18 protein-coding genes and 1 other RNA gene are annotated in these 18176 nt (G+C 50.5%); 6 read left to right on the top strand and 13 right to left on the bottom strand.

What is annotated here, in order from left to right; translation table 11 throughout:
- Nucleotides 1-22: 22 nt before the first annotated feature.
- The 9 genes from agaB to kbaZ all read right to left on the bottom strand — a co-directional run bounded on the left by agaB (nucleotide 23) and on the right by kbaZ (nucleotide 8060).
- On the bottom strand, nucleotides 23-499 hold the full coding sequence (gene agaB / locus ACJHYR_RS05235) for a PTS galactosamine transporter subunit IIB (protein ID WP_000098025.1): 477 nt from the start codon (nucleotides 497-499) through the stop codon (nucleotides 23-25).
- A gap of 166 nt (nucleotides 500-665) precedes the next feature.
- Entirely contained in the window at nucleotides 666-1526 is an 861-nt protein-coding gene (gene kbaY, locus ACJHYR_RS05230) for a tagatose-bisphosphate aldolase subunit KbaY (protein ID WP_000022766.1), read from the bottom strand.
- 12 nt (nucleotides 1527-1538) lie between these two features.
- Nucleotides 1539-2693 carry an AgaS family sugar isomerase gene (locus tag ACJHYR_RS05225; protein ID WP_059328200.1) on the bottom strand — a complete coding sequence of 385 codons (1155 nt, stop codon included), beginning with the start codon at nucleotides 2691-2693 and terminating at the stop codon, nucleotides 1539-1541.
- A 350-nt stretch (nucleotides 2694-3043) separates the two neighbouring features.
- A complete protein-coding gene (gene nagA / locus ACJHYR_RS05220; RefSeq protein ID WP_059328199.1) occupies nucleotides 3044-4177 on the bottom strand; it encodes an N-acetylglucosamine-6-phosphate deacetylase in 1134 nt (377 codons plus the stop codon).
- Nucleotides 4174-4608, bottom strand: a complete 435-nt coding sequence (gene agaF, locus ACJHYR_RS05215) for a PTS galactosamine/N-acetylgalactosamine transporter subunit IIA (RefSeq protein WP_000948818.1) — start codon at nucleotides 4606-4608, stop codon at nucleotides 4174-4176. Before agaF ends, nagA begins: the two co-directional genes overlap by 4 nt.
- Before the next feature lie 17 nt (nucleotides 4609-4625).
- Entirely contained in the window at nucleotides 4626-5504 is an 879-nt protein-coding gene (agaE, locus tag ACJHYR_RS05210) for a PTS N-acetylgalactosamine transporter subunit IID (RefSeq protein ID WP_001295548.1), read from the bottom strand.
- Nucleotides 5494-6273 carry a PTS N-acetylgalactosamine transporter subunit IIC gene (gene agaW / locus ACJHYR_RS05205; RefSeq protein WP_000406214.1) on the bottom strand — a complete coding sequence of 260 codons (780 nt, stop codon included), beginning with the start codon at nucleotides 6271-6273 and terminating at the stop codon, nucleotides 5494-5496. Before agaW ends, agaE begins: the two co-directional genes overlap by 11 nt.
- Nucleotides 6274-6283: 10 nt before the next feature.
- A complete protein-coding gene (gene agaV, locus ACJHYR_RS05200; RefSeq protein WP_001295547.1) occupies nucleotides 6284-6757 on the bottom strand; it encodes a PTS N-acetylgalactosamine transporter subunit IIB in 474 nt (157 codons plus the stop codon).
- Between the two features lie 22 nt (nucleotides 6758-6779).
- Nucleotides 6780-8060 carry a tagatose-bisphosphate aldolase subunit KbaZ gene (gene kbaZ, locus ACJHYR_RS05195; protein ID WP_059328198.1) on the bottom strand — a complete coding sequence of 427 codons (1281 nt, stop codon included), beginning with the start codon at nucleotides 8058-8060 and terminating at the stop codon, nucleotides 6780-6782.
- 248 nt (nucleotides 8061-8308) lie between these two features.
- On the opposite strand from kbaZ, the gene agaR reads away from it, so the two are divergent.
- Nucleotides 8309-9118 carry an aga operon transcriptional regulator AgaR gene (gene agaR / locus ACJHYR_RS05190; RefSeq protein WP_000072171.1) on the top strand — a complete coding sequence of 270 codons (810 nt, stop codon included), beginning with the start codon at nucleotides 8309-8311 and terminating at the stop codon, nucleotides 9116-9118.
- A 54-nt stretch (nucleotides 9119-9172) separates the two neighbouring features.
- Here agaR and yhaV read toward each other — a convergent pair whose 3' ends face one another.
- The 3 genes from yhaV to garD all read right to left on the bottom strand — a co-directional run bounded on the left by yhaV (nucleotide 9173) and on the right by garD (nucleotide 11692).
- The gene (yhaV, locus tag ACJHYR_RS05185; RefSeq protein ID WP_000347272.1) at nucleotides 9173-9637 is read right to left on the bottom strand and encodes a type II toxin-antitoxin system ribonuclease toxin YhaV; all 465 of its coding nucleotides are present in this window, start codon (nucleotides 9635-9637) and stop codon (nucleotides 9173-9175) included.
- Nucleotides 9637-9972: a type II toxin-antitoxin system antitoxin PrlF gene (gene prlF / locus ACJHYR_RS05180; RefSeq protein WP_001307405.1), complete on the bottom strand. Its 336-nt coding sequence runs from the start codon at nucleotides 9970-9972 to the stop codon at nucleotides 9637-9639. Before prlF ends, yhaV begins: the two co-directional genes overlap by 1 nt.
- A gap of 148 nt (nucleotides 9973-10120) precedes the next feature.
- Complete coding sequence (gene garD, locus ACJHYR_RS05175; protein WP_001273772.1) at nucleotides 10121-11692, bottom strand: galactarate dehydratase; 1572 nt, start codon at nucleotides 11690-11692, stop codon at nucleotides 10121-10123.
- A 374-nt stretch (nucleotides 11693-12066) separates the two neighbouring features.
- Here garD and garP point away from each other — a divergent pair, with 374 nt between their 5' ends.
- The 5 genes from garP (at nucleotide 12067) to rnpB (ending at nucleotide 16758) form a co-directional block, all read left to right on the top strand.
- Nucleotides 12067-13401 (top strand): galactarate/glucarate/glycerate transporter GarP, encoded by a 1335-nt coding sequence (garP, locus tag ACJHYR_RS05170; protein WP_000599651.1) that lies wholly within the window; start codon nucleotides 12067-12069, stop codon nucleotides 13399-13401.
- Nucleotides 13402-13416: 15 nt separating this feature from the next.
- A complete protein-coding gene (gene garL / locus ACJHYR_RS05165) occupies nucleotides 13417-14187 on the top strand; it encodes a 2-dehydro-3-deoxyglucarate aldolase (protein WP_001058227.1) in 771 nt (256 codons plus the stop codon).
- 29 nt (nucleotides 14188-14216) lie between these two features.
- Complete coding sequence (garR, locus tag ACJHYR_RS05160) at nucleotides 14217-15107, top strand: 2-hydroxy-3-oxopropionate reductase (protein ID WP_001303675.1); 891 nt, start codon at nucleotides 14217-14219, stop codon at nucleotides 15105-15107.
- A 96-nt stretch (nucleotides 15108-15203) separates the two neighbouring features.
- A complete protein-coding gene (gene garK / locus ACJHYR_RS05155; RefSeq protein ID WP_001315025.1) occupies nucleotides 15204-16349 on the top strand; it encodes a glycerate 2-kinase in 1146 nt (381 codons plus the stop codon).
- A 32-nt stretch (nucleotides 16350-16381) separates the two neighbouring features.
- Nucleotides 16382-16758, top strand: an RNA gene (rnpB, locus tag ACJHYR_RS05150) — RNase P RNA component class A.
- A 227-nt stretch (nucleotides 16759-16985) separates the two neighbouring features.
- Here rnpB and ACJHYR_RS05145 read toward each other — a convergent pair.
- Nucleotides 16986-18173, bottom strand: a complete 1188-nt coding sequence (locus ACJHYR_RS05145) for a YhaC family protein (RefSeq protein ID WP_072837419.1) — start codon at nucleotides 18171-18173, stop codon at nucleotides 16986-16988.
- Between the last annotated feature and the right edge of the window lie 3 nt (nucleotides 18174-18176).

The raw sequence follows: 18176 nt of genomic DNA, 5'->3' as shown, positions 1-18176 counted from the left end.
CAATATTAAGGCGATTTTAGATTTAGTCAGGGATTTGTTCTTTTTGATCGCCAGGGACGTCCTGAATGAAAACATTCACGCCACGTTGTTTAATAAAACGTAAGTCCGTGAGATCCTGGTCATCGACATAAACTTTACTGCTGATTTGCTTTTTCCCTTCCGAGAAATGCATATTGCCGACGTTGACATCTTTCAGGTCAATGCCACCTTCTACCAATTTACGTACCGTTTGTGGCGTGCGGCAAATCAGGAAGATCTTCTGATGCGGTGCAGCTTTGCCGATGACGTTAATGGTTTTTTCGATAGTAAAGAAACGAATGCCAAAGCCGTAGGTTTCTGCGGTAATACCCATTAATTTCTGTTGAATATCATCGTTAGCGACAACATCATCCACGACTACCAGCAGATTCGCACCGATGGTGGATGTCCAGGTCACGCCAACCTGACCGTGAACCAGACGGTTATCAATACGGGTTAAGAGAATATTTGGACTGCTCATTGTGTAATCCTCACCATAAAGTTGAATAATATAATCTTTTTAAATATATTATTGTTGCGGTATTGTACTGATGTATTTATTAAGGTTTAGTTATCTCCTTTACCATTAAGGCACTCCCCGATATTAATCGGGAAGTACATTGGGATAAATCATAAAAAACTAATGATTATGCTGAAATTCGATTCGCTGAACCACAGACATTAATTTTATTTCTGACAACTTCTTTCATCGCATCCATACCGACGCGCATATAATAACGAGGATCATTACCCTGCGGATTTTCCGCAAACCAGGCTTTAACCGCGCCAGCGAAGGCTATTTTTAATTCTGTGGCAACGTTCACTTTTGTGACGCCAAGTTCAATAGTGCGACGGACAAATTCATCCGGGACATCGCTGGCACCATGCAGCACCAGAGGAACATCCACCACTTCACGAATTTCCGCCAGCCGCTGGAAATCAATCTTCGGCGTTTTGCTGTATAAGCCGTGCGCCGTACCAATCGCTACCGCCAGGCTGTCGACGCCAGTCAGTTCGACAAAGCGTTTAGCTTCTTGTGGATCGGTCAGGAATGCACTTTCGGCGTCAACGCTCATGTCATCTTCAACACCGCCCAGGCGGCCCAGTTCTGCTTCCACGCTGCAATCCTGTGAGTGGCAGAAGTCGACAACCGATTTCACCAGCTTTACGTTCTCGGCAAACGGGAAGTGGCTGCCGTCGATCATCGCACTGCGCACGCCTGCGTGGACTTTACGGCGAATATCATCCAGCGATTCGTGGTGGTCGAGATGCAGCGCCAGTGGCATGTTGTAGGTTGTGGAATAGGCGCTACACAGGGCGTAGATCTCTTCCAGCGCGATATGTTTAAAGGTCCCCGGCGTTCCGGCGAGGATCACCGGCGATCGCATTTCACTGCACACTTCGAGGATCGCCTGGATCGTCTCGGCGTTATGAATGTTAAAGGCAGGCACCGCGTAGCCATTGGCCTGGGCGTCCTGTAACAGATATTTGGTGGAGATAATGCTCATAATGCGATCCTCTTATGCCTGCCACGGATGAATGATTACGCCTTGCACCACGCGGTTAACGGTGCCACTGGCTGATGGGGTATCCGGCGTATTGCCCATGTGCAGCGACTGCATCAGTGCAAACGTCTGGGCGTACATCAGGAAGCAAAATGCCTGCTCAACGTCGATAAAGTGACGTGACGGCGGCAGGATGATATGTGGACCGGCGGTAATAACGTCGTTGCTTTCCGCGGCGATAGCGATTACGCGCATCGCCTGGTTATCGCGGCGAAGTTCAGCCAGCAGATCAAGATCATACTGACGGGTGTAAGGGTGGCTGGAGACAAATACCACCACCAGCGTTTCGTTATCGACCAGCGATTTCGGGCCATGACGGAATCCGGTCGGGGAATCATAAAAGGCCGCCAGTTTACCCGCCGTCAGTTCCAGTACTTTCAGCGCCGACTCGCGTGCTGCGCCCTGTAAGCCACCGCTGCCGAGATAAACGATCCGTTTCCACGGTGCGTAACCAAACACACCTTCGCTGAAATCGCCCAGTGAGGTTAGGATCGCCTGGCAACGATCCGCCACGTCGCGGAAGCTCTGGCTGTTGATCGTCTCAGGTGCGAAAACCGCGAGGCAGCTGGCCATCATGGTGGTAATGCTGCTGGTCATCGCAAAGCCGCGATCGTGCGTTTCTGCGGGCATCAGCAGGGCAAACGCGTTGTCGCTGTTGATCGCGTTTTGGTAAAGAGCGCCCGCTTCGTTGCAGGTGATCGGCAGGTGATAGCACTCGGGTACAAATTGATTTGCCAGTTCCACGGCGGCGACGCTTTCCGGGCTGTTGCCGGATCGACCGAAGGAGATCAACAGCAGTGGATGAGTTGGATTCAGGTAGTCCATCGGATTGGTGACCAGATCGGTGGTCGGTACGGCGCTGAAGTTTTTACCGGTATGGCTGGCGAGCCACGGCGCGATAATGTCACCGATAAATGCCGAGGTTCCGGCTCCGGTCAGGATTACCCGCAGATTCTCTTTGCGCAGTAACGGTTCAAGGAAGTTATTGAGCGCGGAACGTAGTGCGTCGATGTTGGTGAGTGAACGGATCCATGCGCGAGGCTGATGGCGGATCTCTTCTTCAGTCCATGTACCGGTTGCGGCAGCAGCAGGGGTGTAATTTTCTGGCATAACTCAATCCTTAGTCTGATGAACTTGACGTCGGGCGTTGTCGCTTTCGCTTACCTTTCGTTTCATTTCACTTGGTGATGTCTTTCGTTGATTAAAATCTATAGAAAAGAAACTGAAAGTTCAATGGAGAAAAAAGAAATAAAACGAAATTTGTGATCGTTGAAAGAAAAGACAAGGGAAGATTAAAGGATTGCGTGATAACGTCGCTATGTTCACCGATTGCCGGATGCGGCGTACCGTAGGTCGGATCAGACGCGTTAGCGTCGCATCCGACACCGCTGCACAGATCAAAAAGAAAGAAAAAGAAAGGCCTTACGGGGGAAGTGAAGGCCCAATAATGGAGCAAACCATCAAAACGAAGCTAATTGACCCTGAATCCAGATTTGTTGCACATGTAGCCCGCTATCCAGCGCAACGACGCTGGCGCGTTTGCCCGGTTTAAGCGATCCCAGAACACCATCAACACCCAGCATTCGCGCCGGATGCAGCGACGCCATATGGATGGCTTCCGCAGGCGTTACGCCCGTTAACTCGACCATGTTGCGCACTGCTGCATCGACAGATAGCGTACTGCCCGCCAGCCCACCGGACGCGGTACGGACAACGCCACCGTGCATCTGCACTTCTTCGCCACATAACGTATAGCGACCATCCGGCATCCCGGCTGCCTGCATCGCGTCGGTGATCAGTACGATTCTCTCTTTCGCACAGCAACAACACAGCGACATCGCCGCCGGATGCACATGATGACCATCGGCTATCAGTTCCAGCCAGGCGCGCTTGTCCGTTAATCCCGCGCCAACCATTCCCGGTTCGCGGTGATGTAAACCTGTCATCCCGTTATAGCAATGCACCAGGCCGTCGGCACCAGCATCAAATGCGGCGTGGGTTTGTTGCCAGGTCGCCGCGCTATGCCCCAGCATCACCCTTACGTTTTGCTGTTTAAGATGGCGGATGGCCTGCAATGCCCCTTCTTTTTCCGGTGCCAGCGCTACCACGCGTAAGGTGTGCTGAGAAACGGCAATCAATTGATCCAGCTCGGCAATTTCCAGCTCGCGAAACAGCTCCGGTGGATGCGCGCCTTTATTCTGCGGCGTGAAGTACGGTCCTTCGAGATAACTCCCCAGCACTTGCGCACCAGGTCCGCCGCGTTGGCAACGTTGAGCAATACGTTTCAGCGCCGCATGAATGGTATTAAGCGGCGCGGTTACGGTGGTCGGTAACCAACTGCCGACACCTTCGCATGCCTTGTGCATTGCCAGCTTGTCGAGTACATCCGGCGCGTCATCCATTACATCAACGCCCGCACCACCGTGTACATGGGTGTCGATGTAAGCGGGGCAGAGCAGTTCCGCATCGCGTTCAGTCACGCCCACTGGAATCGGTTCGATTGCTGCGATGACACCGTCAGCAATACGCAACTGATGGTCATCGAGCCATCCCTCTTCAGTTAGCAGCCTTCTGGCGCGCAGAACGGGTGTCATATTCCTTCCTCGACCGGACATTCTTCATGGCAGCGGCCTAACTCGTCCACCAAACTGGTCAGCCCACGGTGTCCACACTCCAGCGCCTGCACACGGAACTCTTCACCGCTTAACCCTTCGCGCTCCAGCACCATCTCCAGTAGCAGTTGCAAATTGGTGCCGGTGATCACTTCACAGCCCGGTTTTTGCATCGCCAGCGTTGAAGCTACGCGAAACGGCGTGCCGCCCAGCAAATCTGTCAGAAAAACAATGCCGTCTTCACAATCCAGTTGGGCGAAGGCCTCTTCAAGCTGCGATGTAAGCAGCGCGGTGCTTGAGGTTTCCGGAAAATCGATGGCGATAAACTGCGATTGCTCGCCGAGGATTTGCTTCATTGCTTTTTCCATGCCGCTGGCAAATCCGCCATGCCCTGTCAAAATAATACTTAACATCTAATACCTCATTGTATTTAAAGGAAATGACAGAATTTACCGACGATACCGAGAACCACGGTAACTGCAATCAGGCGCAGCGGACTCCAGCCGCGGCGTACCAGCCAGAACATGGTCAGGGTGTAGACCAGCGGTAAGAAGGCAGGCATCAGTTTGTCGATAACATCAGCCTGTAACTTAACCACTGCATCGCCAGCGGTGATTTCCAGCGTGGTGCTTAAACGAACATAGGTTGCTACCAGCGCGCCGATTACCGTCATCCCAACGATTGACGCAGCATGGCCGACTTTTTTGGTATTCGCTTTAATGAGTGGAATCGCCGCCACGCCCATGCGGTAAGCATAATGCGCCAGACCAAAACGCAGCCCCAGGTGTACCACGTTAAACAGCACAATAAAGACGACTGCGCCAAGAATGGAGCCTTGCAATGCCAGACTGGCTCCAATCCCGCCACAAATCGGCAGTAGCGTTAGCCAGAACATTGCATCGCCAATCCCGCCAAGCGGCGCACCGACGGCAATTTTGGTGCTCTGAATACTGTTAACGTCCTGCTTAGAACGCTCCATCGCAAGGATAATGCCGATAACAAACGTCACCAGAAACGGATGGGTATTGAAGAAACCCATATGCCCTTTCATGGCGCGCGCCAGGTCGCGTTTATTAGTGTGGATCTTTTTCAGAGCAGGCAGCAGACCGTACAACCAGCCGGAAGCCTGCATACGTTCGTAGTTAAAAGACGCTTGTAACAGCATGGAACGCCAGGCGACGCGGTTGATATCTTTTTTTGTCAGCTCCGCGCCAATACTCTGATCTTCATACACGTTTTCATTGACGCCTGTCAGCAGTGTTTCTTCGTTTTCACTGACGTTCGGCAGGGTGGTTTGATTAGATGCCATCTTCAAATTCCTCTTTCTGTGCCGCAGGTTGAGTCGGTTCAGGAGATTTACGCAGCAGGTCGATCAGCGCCATCGCCAGCGCGGCGGCAGCAATAGCCAGCACCGGTAACTTGAGCCAGGCTGCGGCAACAAAGCCCAGGATGAAGTAGGGGATGTAGACGTTTTTCATCATGATTTTCAGCAGCACGGCAAAACCGATTGCTGGCATGATGCCGCCCGCGACGCCGAGGCCGTCGATTAATCGTTGCGGCAGGACATCAATGATGGTTTTGGCATGTTCTGCGCCGAAGTAGATAGGCAGGAAAGCGCAGAGAAAATAGAAAGTGCCGAGTGCCAACAGTGCCAGATAGTTCACGCGTTCAATGCCGCGTGTATCGGCGTTCTCCGCCATCCGGTCGCAGCGGGACATTACGCCAGACATCACCGAGAACAGGAAGGTAATCCCCATCTGTACTGCGACAGCGAAAGGTACGGCGACACCGACCGCGACATCGGGTTTCACGCCAGTAGTAATGGCAAACGCCGTGCCGACGATAGTACCGATAATCACGTTAGGCGGCTGTGCGCCCGCCAGCGGGGCCAGCCCCATCCACACCAGTTCCAGCGTACCGCCGGTTAAAATACCGGTATGCAGATCGCCAAGTACCAGCCCGACTAACGGGCCGAGGACCACCGGGCGGTGCATATGGGTTAAGCCGTTAAACATATCCAGGCCAGCGATAAAGGCGATAATGCCCAACGCGAATGCCTGCAACAGACTGATTTCCATGATGAATCCCTCAAAGTAATTTAAAGAGGTCCACAGCAGGCTCTGTCGGGACGCCCTGAACGAAGCATTCCACCCCAGCGGCTTTCAGGTCGTTAAATGCTGCGATATCGCCCGCATCCACAGAAACCGTTTTGGCGATTTGTTGCTTGCCATTGGCGTAGTGCATATTGCCAACGTTAATGCGATTCACCGGAACGCCACCTTTCACCAGCGTCAGGAAATCGGCAGGTGTTTTACAAACCAGCAGGATTTTCTGTCGATCGGCGGCGCGATGAATGTTGTCGATGACTTTTTGCAGCGTCCAGAAACGTACGGCGATCCCTTCTGCCAGTACCATTTCCATCAGGTTTTGTTGTACCGGATCTTCGGCAACCTCATCGTTGGCTACCAGCACCAGATTTGCCCCCGCAAATCCGACCCACTGAACGCCGACCTGACCGTGAATCAAGCGTTCATCAATCCGGCTTAAAACAATATTTGGCATAGCGTGTTCCTCTTTGTTTTGCTTATTGGCCTTCACAGGCTGTGTGGTACTGCGCCAGGATGTCCTGAATATGGTTGATAATGAGTTCCCGTGGTGTTGGCTGCAGCTCGCCGGAGCGAACTTTCACGTACTGCAGCGGCAGATACTGGCTGATGAGCGGTAGCGGAATTGGTGAATCCGCCAGATTACGAACCAGATGAGCGAAAGCGTCATCAATCTGGCTGTCCGGCCAGTAGTAACGCACGCGATCCGAGTAGCTGTAACCACGCGCCAGACGACGCGCGTTGCCGTCACCGTGGTAGTGGCTTTGCCAGTATTCCGGGCGGTCGAGCATCACTTTTTCCAGCACCTGACGCAGACCAGAACAGGCTTTTGCTGGTACCAGTTCTTCTTCAATCGCCGCCAGAGAGAACAGAGCTTCACGCAGGGCGAAGGTCAGCGCCGGGCCAACTTTCAGAATGGCAAAGTGGTCAATCACCAGCTGGCGCAGCGATTGCGGCGTTTGATAATCGGTAGAGTGCGCTTCGAAAATCAGCGTTTCGTAGTTTTCGACCATCTGGCTTAAGGCGGTCGCTTTGGCGGGCTGATAATCAATAACGTTGGTGTGATCGAATTCGACGCCGGGTTGTACCACCAGAGCAATGATGCGTGGCCAGATGGCACTCAGACCCTGCTTTTCAAAGGCGTGACGATGGGCTTCCAGCGTGGCGCGGGCGGCATCCGGCGTGGTGACCGCCAGCTCGCTTAAGGTTTCATGCGCGCCGCCAGGTACCGGTACTTCGGTACCAATGACATACTCCAGATCGGCTTCGCCAAAGTGTTCAAGACAGGTTTCTTCCGCCACTTTCGCCAGACGTGCGGCGCGTTCAGCCACGATGTCATCAGTTAAGGGAATTGGATCGTCCTGACAGGACATGCTGCAATCAAGGTGAATTTTTTTGAATCCTGCCGCCACGTAGCTTTTAATCAAATCATCGGCATTGGCCATTGCCTGAGCGGCTGGCAGGTTTTGCCAGCGGTTTGGCCCCAGATGGTCGCCTCCCAAAATCAACGCATCCTGTGGGAAATTCAACGAGTCGGCGAGCTGACAAACAAAGCCGCGAAAATCGGCGGGCGTCATTCCAGTATAACCGCCGAACTGGTCTACCTGATTGGAGGTTGCTTCAATCAGTAACGGCGTTTGGTTTGCACTGGCGTAGCGGATTGCAGCTTCCAGCACCAGCGGATGTGCGGAACAAACGGCATAAATTCCATTTGTTTTGCCCTCTTTGTGCTGTCTCACCATTTCTGTCAGATGTTTCACTTTCCTCTCCAGTTCAGATTACTGCGATATTAATCTTTCGTTTTGTTTCAGTTGATACTGCGCCATGGTGAGATAAAAATAAAACGAAAGATAATAGTTTTCTGATCTGATTCACAAAAGAAACATAATGAAAGCCACTGAAACGAGAGTAGCTTGCGCCAATGGGTAAGGTGGGCTTGCATTTGCTTAATAGAAAGGCGTTAATAGGCAAAACGAAATGAAACGAAAGTTTTACGAAAGGACTTACTATGAGTAATACCGACGCTTCAGGTGAGAAGCGAATGACAGGCACCAGCGAGCGACGAGAACAGATCATTCAGCGTCTGCGACAGCAAGGGAGTGTGCAGGTTAACGATCTGTCGGCATTGTATGGCGTATCTACTGTGACGATCCGCAACGATCTGGCGTTTCTGGAAAAGCAGGGGATCGCTGTGCGTGCCTATGGCGGCGCGTTGATCTGCGATAGCACCACGCCGTCAGTCGAGCCATCAGTGGAAGATAAAAGCGCGCTGAACACCGCGATGAAACGCAGCGTTGCGAAAGCTGCCGTTGAGTTGATTCAGCCAGGTCATCGGGTGATCCTCGATTCCGGGACCACCACTTTTGAGATTGCTCGTCTGATGCGCAAGCACACTGACGTAATTGCGATGACCAACGGTATGAACGTGGCTAATGCGTTGCTGGAAGCGGAAGGCGTTGAGCTGCTGATGACCGGCGGGCATTTGCGCCGTCAGTCGCAATCTTTTTACGGCGATCAGGCTGAGCAATCGCTGCAAAATTACCACTTCGATATGCTGTTTCTTGGTGTAGATGCGATCGATCTGGAGCGCGGCGTCAGTACGCATAATGAAGATGAAGCCCGTTTAAACCGCCGGATGTGCGAAGTTGCGGAACGGATCATCGTGGTCACCGATTCCAGTAAATTCAATCGTTCCAGTTTACATAAGATCATTGATACTCAACGTATCGACATGATCATTGTTGATGAAGGCATTCCTGCGGATAGCCTGGAAGGGCTGCGAAAGGCTGGGGTTGAAGTGATTCTGGTCGGGGAGTGAGAAAGGGTGCCCGCTGGTCAACACGAATGCGTTCGGCGGGCATTGTGAACACCATCAATGGGGTTCTTCTGTCTCTCGGGTGAGGGTTTCCCAGTCGGCAGGAGGATGTCCTCTTTTTAACATTTTGCTGAATACGGTATAGGCATCTGTTTTTTTACCGTAGGTGCGCAGAGTGTTTTCATCGTTCATCCATCCCAGAATGATGACTTTCTCTTTTTCACTATAACGAAAGAAGAGACGATAACGACCAGCACCAAATTTTACCCGTGACCAGTCTTTATTTTTCCCAGAGCCTAACGACTTGCCATGACGGAATGCCGGTGATGATGGATTGACCGTGATATGCTCCTCAATCACTTTATGGACTACCGCCAATAACTTTGTGGCGGCTTTTCTCTGATAATTTTCAGGATCTTTTCCCTTTAATGTCTCGACTTCGGCAACTAAAGCGTCGTAGGTTTCCTGAAAACAGGGATGAGCATATAGCGCCCAACCATTAACCCTTTGTGGAAAATCCATTATTCGTCGTCGCCAATCTCATCATCAATGTTGACGTCCATGCCAGCGACAAGTTTCTTTCCTTGTTGAATGTTGAATGGACGAGTTTTTTGCGGGTTGTTCTGGATATCTGCATCCAGAAAACGCAAAAATGCATTCATAGTATGATCCTCCTGTTCATCTCCCAGTCGGCACATAAATACTTGCCCACCAGGCAGAATTTCGTAATGAATGCTGTCCTGGCCTGGCTTCAGTTTTAAGGCCTCACGCACTGGCGCGGGGATAGTTGTTTGTCCGCGTATCGTGACCTTTGATTCAGTGGTCAGTACAGCGTGAGAGCGAGCATTAGCGGGCATGATTCACTGTCCTTTTACAGCCTGTTTTCTGCTCAAATTATAAGCTTGAACTAAGGTAATGCAAATGCATTATTAATGGACGAGGGGACTTTAAACAATAAAAACATGGCACTAAGGCCATGTTTTGCGAGGGACGTTCCAAAAGAAATCAGGTCACCGGTGCCGGGTTAAACACCGCCAGCTGGTTATGCAGTCCCCATTGATCTGAGAAGGTTTTCTTCTTCCCGCTGGCGACGTCGAGAATAAAGTGGAACAACTTCCAGCCCACCTCTTCAATGCTCTCTTCGCCGGTAGCGATGGTGCCCGCATTAATATCCATTAAATCAAACCAGCGGTTCGCCAGCTCGGTGCGGGTCGCCATTTTAATGACGGGTACCGCCATCAGGCCGTACGGCGTACCGCGACCGGTCGTAAACACTTGCACGGTAATCCCTGAAGCCACCTGTTGTGTGCCACAGACAAAATCGCTGGCAGGTGTGGCCGCGTAAATTAATCCACGTTTGGTCGGACGTTGACCCGGTGACAGCACTTCAACAATCGCACTTTTACCCGATTTCGCAATGGAGCCGAGTGCCTTCTCCACCACATTTGCCAGACCGCCTTTCTTGTTGCCCGGCGAAGGGTTGGCGCTGCGGTCGGTTTTTCCCATATTGAGATAGTTATCGTACCACTCCATCTCCTCCAGCAGCCGTTTGCCGACCTCTTCGTTCACTGCGCGTGGTGTCAGCAGATGGATCGCGTCACGCACTTCCGTGACTTCTGAAAACATCACCGTTGCGCCGCAGCGCACCAGTAGATCAGACGCATACCCAACCGCCGGGTTTGCCGTTACGCCAGAAAACGCATCGCTACCGCCGCACTGCATGCCGACAACCAGTTCTGAAGCCGGACAGGTTTCTCGCTGCCGTTGATTCAGTTTGTGCAAATGGCGTTCGGCGACCTGCAAAATATCCTCGACCATGGACTGAAAACCGACATGCTTTTCATCCTGCAAGCTGACAATACTGGCGTTCTCCAGCGGAATACCTTGTACATCATCCGTGCCGACCAGCAGGCGTTCTGGCTGTAATTTCTCGCAACCCAGGCCAATCACCATCACCTCGCCGCCAAAGTTTGGGTTAAGCGAAATGTTGTGAATGGTCCGAATGGGCACCACCGCCGCCGGAGCGTTAATCGCCACGCCACAACCGTACAGATGATTCAGCCCCACCACGCCATCGACGTTCGGGTATTTCGGCAGCAGATCGCGTTCAATGATTTTTACTACGTAGTCCACCACGCCTGCCACACAGTGGACGCTGGTGGTGATGCCGAGCAGGTTTTTGGTGCCCACGCTGCCATCGGCATTGCGATAGCCTTCAAAGGTGTATCCTTCCAGCGGCGGTAAGGGTTCCGGCACTTTGGTTGCCAGTGGCAGCGTGTGTAACGGCGGCGCTTCCGGTAGTACAACCATTGATTCGTCGATCCAGCTTCCGCGTGGGATTGCGCGCACGGCGTAACCAATCACTTCGCCATAACGAATAATTTCACCATTAGCCGGAATGTCCAGCAATGCGACTTTATGCCCCTGGGGAATATGTTCAATTAATTCCAGGCCATCCGGAAAACGCGTTCCTGCTTTCAGGCCATTATCATTAACAATAATTGCCACATTATCTGTGTCGTGAACTTTTATATAAAACGCAGTTGGCGTTTCTTGTCTGATTTCGATGTTGGCCATTGTGCAATATTCTCCAGCCAGGGGTTATTAAAATGAGGACCTGGTCTCATTTAAAAATAAATGACTTCATTGGGTGAAATAAGAATGTCAGGAGTTTAAACGCAGAAATGTGATCAATGTCAATCATTTCAGGGATTGCAGTGCCGCCAGGTAAGGTAAAGCGCAAATCTGTGCTTTAGCGCGCAACCTTATGTGCATATGCTCAAAATAATATTTAAATAGTACTGATTAAATTAGCATTTGCACAATGATTATTATTCTCCCGCTGCTTATACTAATTCCCGAGTTCATTGTCGTAACGGCATAAATAAAACTCATAAATAACACCTTCCCCATAATAATAAAAATCAGCATAAGTACCCGAGGTAAATAAAATGATTCTGGACACCGTTGACGTAAAAAAGAAAGGCGTGCATACCCGCTATTTAATATTACTGATTATTTTTATTGTTACCGCCGTTAACTACGCCGATCGTGCAACGCTGTCTATTGCTGGTACCGAAGTGGCAAAAGAGTTGCAGTTAAGTGCGGTTTCGATGGGTTACATCTTCTCCGCTTTTGGCTGGGCCTACCTGCTGATGCAAATTCCCGGCGGCTGGTTGCTTGATAAGTTTGGCTCGAAAAAAGTTTACACCTACAGCCTCTTTTTCTGGTCGCTGTTCACCTTCCTGCAAGGCTTTGTTGATATGTTCCCGCTGGCCTGGGCAGGGATCTCCATGTTCTTTATGCGCTTTATGCTGGGATTCTCGGAAGCGCCATCATTCCCGGCGAACGCCCGTATTGTCGCCGCCTGGTTCCCAACGAAAGAACGTGGTACTGCCTCCGCCATCTTTAACTCGGCGCAATATTTCTCGCTGGCGCTCTTTTCGCCGCTGCTTGGCTGGCTGACTTTCGCCTGGGGCTGGGAGCACGTCTTTACCGTTATGGGGGTAATTGGTTTTGTGCTGACGGCGCTGTGGATCAAGTTGATTCATAACCCGACAGATCACCCACGTATGTCTGCGGAAGAGCTGAAGTTTATCTCAGAAAATGGCGCGGTGGTCGATATGGACCACAAAAAGCCGGGCAGTGCGGCAGCAAGCGGTCCCAAACTGCATTACATCAAGCAATTGCTCTCTAACCGCATGATGCTGGGCGTATTTTTCGGACAATATTTTATCAACACCATCACCTGGTTCTTCCTCACCTGGTTCCCAATTTATCTGGTGCAGGAAAAAGGCATGTCGATTCTGAAAGTGGGTCTGGTCGCCTCGATTCCGGCACTGTGTGGCTTTGCGGGCGGCGTGCTGGGAGGTGTCTTCTCGGATTATCTGATCAAACGCGGTTTGTCCCTGACCCTGGCACGTAAGCTACCGATTGTGCTGGGAATGTTGCTGGCTTCCACCATCATCTTATGTAACTACACCAACAACACCACGCTGGTGGTCATGCTGATGGCGCTGGCTTTCTTTGGCAAAGGATTTGGTGCGCTGGGCTGGCCAGTGATTTCTGACACCGCGCCGAAAGAGATTGTTGGTCTCTGCGGCGGCGTCTTTAACGTCTTTGGCAATGTTGCCTCCATTGTCACTCCACTGGTGATTGGCTACCTGGTAAGTGAACTGCACTCCTTCAATGCAGCACTGGTTTTCGTGGGATGTTCAGCGCTGATGGCGATGGTCTGCTACCTCTTCGTAGTTGGCGACATTAAACGTATGGAATTGCAGAAATAAGCAAAGGTATAAGCGATGAATAACGATGTTTTCCCGAATAAATTCAAAGCCGCACTGGCTGCGAAACAGGTACAAATTGGTTGCTGGTCAGCACTCTCTAACCCGATTAGCACTGAAGTCCTTGGTTTGGCTGGGTTTGACTGGCTGGTGCTGGATGGCGAACATGCGCCAAACGATATCTCCACGTTTATTCCGCAGTTAATGGCCCTGAAAGGCAGCGCCAGCGCGCCAGTAGTGCGAGTGCCGACCAACGAGCCGGTAATTATTAAGCGTCTTCTGGATATCGGTTTCTATAACTTCCTGATTCCTTTTGTAGAAACAAAAGAGGAAGCAGAGCAGGCGGTGGCATCAACCCGTTACCCACCGGAAGGCATTCGCGGCGTCTCCGTTTCTCACCGCGCCAATATGTTTGGCACCGTGGCGGATTATTTCGCTCAGTCGAACAAGAACATCACCATTCTGGTCCAGATAGAAAGTCAGCAGGGCGTAGATAACGTCGATGCCATTGCCGCTACCGAAGGTGTAGACGGTATCTTCGTCGGCCCCAGCGATCTGGCTGCGGCATTAGGCCATCTCGGCAATGCCTCGCACCCGGATGTACAAAAAGCAATTCAGCATATTTTTAACCGTGCCAGTGCGCACGGCAAACCCAGCGGTATCCTCGCACCGGTCGAAGCCGATGCGCGTCGTTATCTGGAATGGGGTGCGACGTTTGTGGCTGTCGGCAGCGATCTCGGCGTCTTCCGCTCTGCCACTCAGAAACTGGCTGATACCTTTAAAAAATAACCACCACCGCAACAAGAGAGATGATTGATATGACTATGAAAGTTGGTTTTATTGGCCTGGGGATTATGGGTAAACCAATGAGTAAAAACCTTCTGAAAGCAGGTTACTCGCTGGTGGTTGCTGACCGTAACCCAGAAGCTATTGCTGACGTGATTGCTGCAGGTGCAGAAACAGCCTCTACGGCTAAAGCGATCGCTGAACAGTGCGACGTCATCATAACCATGCTGCCAAACTCCCCTCATGTGAAAGAGGTGGCGCTGGGTGAGAATGGCATTATTGAAGGCGCGAAGCCTGGTACGGTATTGATCGATATGAGTTCTATCGCACCGCTGGCAAGCCGTGAAATCAGCGAAGCGCTGAAAGCGAAAGGCATTGATATGCTGGATGCTCCGGTGAGCGGCGGTGAACCGAAAGCTATCGACGGTACGCTGTCAGTGATGGTGGGCGGCGACAAGGCTATTTTCGACAAATACTATGATTTGATGAAAGCGATGGCGGGTTCCGTGGTGCATACCGGGGAAATCGGTGCAGGTAACGTCACCAAACTGGCAAATCAGGTCATTGTGGCGCTGAATATTGCCGCGATGTCAGAAGCGTTAACGCTGGCAACTAAAGCGGGCGTTAACCCGGACCTGGTTTATCAGGCAATTCGCGGTGGGCTGGCGGGCAGTACCGTGCTGGATGCCAAAGCGCCGATGGTGATGGACCGCAACTTCAAGCCGGGCTTCCGCATTGATCTGCATATTAAGGACCTGGCGAATGCGCTGGATACTTCTCACGGCGTCGGCGCGCAACTGCCGCTCACAGCTGCGGTTATGGAGATGATGCAGGCACTGCGTGCAGATGGTTTAGGAACGGCGGATCATAGCGCCCTGGCGTGCTACTACGAAAAACTGGCGAAAGTCGAAGTTACTCGCTAATGACGTCGTGCCCGGATGGCGTATTGCAATCCGGGCCTGGAATCCAGGCCGAATAAGAGAAACGCCCTCCGGCGTCATGTGGTAACAGGCATAGGTATGAAAATCGTAATCGCCCCAGACTCTTATAAAGAAAGTTTATCTGCCAGCGAGGTTGCGCAGGCGATAGAAAAAGGATTTCGGGAAATTTTTCCTGATGCACAGTACGTTTCTGTTCCGGTTGCCGATGGTGGCGAAGGAACGGTGGAAGCGATGATTGCAGCTACCCAGGGTTCTGAACGTCACGCCTGGGTTACAGGGCCGCTGGGCGAGAAAGTGGATGCCAGTTGGGGGATCTCCGGCGATGGCAAAACCGCGTTTATTGAAATGGCGGCGGCCAGTGGGCTGGAGCTGGTACCTGCGGAAAAACGTGATCCACTCGTGACCACTTCACGCGGCACAGGCGAGTTAATTCTGCAGGCGCTGGAGAGCGGCGCGACAAACATTATTATCGGCATTGGCGGTAGCGCTACAAATGATGGCGGCGCAGGCATGGTACAGGCGCTGGGGGCGAAATTATGCGACGCCAACGGCAATGAAATTGGTTTTGGCGGCGGTAGTCTTAATACTCTGAATGATATTGATATTTCCGGCCTCGATCCGCGCTTAAAAGATTGCGTCATTCGCGTCGCTTGTGATGTCACCAATCCGCTGGTGGGTGATAACGGCGCATCGCGCATCTTTGGCCCACAAAAGGGAGCCAGTGAAGCGATGATTGTCGAGCTGGACAATAACCTCTCTCACTATGCCGATGTCATTAAAAAAGCGCTGCATGTTGATGTGAAAGATGTCCCCGGCGCAGGAGCTGCGGGTGGTATGGGCGCGGCGCTGATGGCGTTTCTTGGTGCAGAACTGAAAAGTGGTATTGAAATAGTCACTACGGCGCTGAATCTGGAGGAACATATTCACGATTGTACGCTGGTGATCACCGGTGAAGGGCGTATTGACAGCCAGAGTATACACGGCAAGGTTCCGATTGGCGTCGCAAACGTGGCGAAAAAGTACCATAAACCGGTTATTGGCATTGCGGGTAGCCTGACCAATGATGTTGGCGTTGTACATCAGCATGGCATTGATGCGGTCTTCAGCGTATTGACCAGTATTGGTACGTTGGACGAAGCATTCCGCGGGGCTTATGACAATATTTACCGTGCTTCACGTAATATCGCCGCGACACTGGCGATTGGAATGCGCAACGTGGGGTGACAAGGGCGCGCAAACCCTCTATACTGCGCGCCGAAGCTGACCAGACAGTCGCCGCTTCGTCGTCGTCCTCTTCGGGGGAGACGGGCGGAGGGGAGGAAAGTCCGGGCTCCATAGGGCAGGGTGCCAGGTAACGCCTGGGGGGGAAACCCACGACCAGTGCAACAGAGAGCAAACCGCCGATGGCCCGCGCAAGCGGGATCAGGTAAGGGTGAAAGGGTGCGGTAAGAGCGCACCGCGCGGCTGGTAACAGTCCGTGGCACGGTAAACTCCACCCGGAGCAAGGCCAAATAGGGGTTCATAAGGTACGGCCCGTACTGAACCCGGGTAGGCTGCTTGAGCCAGTGAGCGATTGCTGGCCTAGATGAATGACTGTCCACGACAGAACCCGGCTTATCGGTCAGTTTCACCTGTTTTACGTAAAAACCCGCTTCGGCGGGTTTTTGCTTTTGGAGGGGCAGAAAGATGAATGACTGTCCACGACACTATACTCAAAAGAAAGCGGCTTATCGGTCAGTTTCACCTCTTTTAACGAAAACCCGGCAGCGTAAACTGGCGGGTTTTTGCTTTTTGGAGCATAGTGTAAGATGAATAAATATCTACGGTATAAATAATAGACTTTGTAAGAAATTATTAAGTCTATATTGCATTTAAAAGGTCGTAATCATACGTATAGTCCTCTCTGGTAAAATATTGCTTCTCTGAGTTATATGCTTCATATGTGTTATATTTTACAACCTCAAAGCAATTGTCAGGAGAATTTTCGTCTTTCTCGAGTGTATTATCTGAAAGGAATTCCTCTGAGCTAGAATCCTCTATGTTTAAATCTGTATTGTAATTATTTTTTGGATCGATAAGATAAGCATTTTCTTTGACGCTTTCATAATCTTTAATGATTATATCGATGTAATAATATATTTTTTCTAATGAGAATACTTTCATCTCTGGTAATTTAATTCTGTTCAAGTAATTGTTAATTTTCGATGAGCTTTTATATATTTCTTTTGTTAATTCATTTTCTAATTCATCTGTTAGAGTTGCTCTTGGTATAGATTCTATAATTGCAAGTCTCATAATTTTTAATTGTTCTTCGGTAATATCTCCAAGCGCATTTAAACAACTTTCGACAAGCTTAATTTTTTCTTCAGAATACATATCGTTAATGCTTGTTATAACAGGCGTTATTTTTAGTAAATAATCCCATGAGATTGTGGCGTTTTGTTTTGAACTAACGAAATTTACCTGAAACATGTTGGCATTAGTAAAATCTGTGTCATCCAATTTAAAAGGATTTAAAATTGTATTGGCCATATGTTTATCTGTAAAATCATAAAGTTCTAAATCGACATTCCGTAAGTCCAGAGAGGATAGATCAACTATACCTCCAGTCCCACAACTAAAGATTACGTTCAACCTCCTGATTTCATTGTAAATGTCTTTCAATGGGCAATTAACATTGATATTGCCTGTGGATATTTCCTGGTTTTTTAACGGTTCATTAATTGTAAGTTCACAGGTATTGTCTGATCGTTGAATAATTCGGGCGTTATAACCAAAAAAATCCATACGAAGAGAGGAGTCATTATAAAGAATTACATTTTGTAAGTACGCTAATTCTTTTTGAAAATCACCAGTGATAATGCATTTCCCACCTGGTTGTAACGCGTTAAGTAAAGTGACCATTTCAATAGAGGTCTGTTTTAGTTTTTCTATGCCTGGTGCTAGTGCTTCGAGGTTATTTCCTATGGGGCTTTCAGGAAGGTCATTCATTTTTCGACGGGCTAAATCACTACTAATATCATTACCAATTGATGAAACAGGGGACATTAT

The organism is Escherichia sp. WS1450 (assembly GCF_046487395.1).
In the GTDB taxonomy this organism is placed as follows: Bacteria; Pseudomonadota; Gammaproteobacteria; order Enterobacterales; family Enterobacteriaceae; genus Escherichia; species Escherichia coli.
The sequence above is the reverse complement of the archived record's forward strand: the minus strand, read 5'-3'. Positions and strand labels throughout refer to the sequence as shown.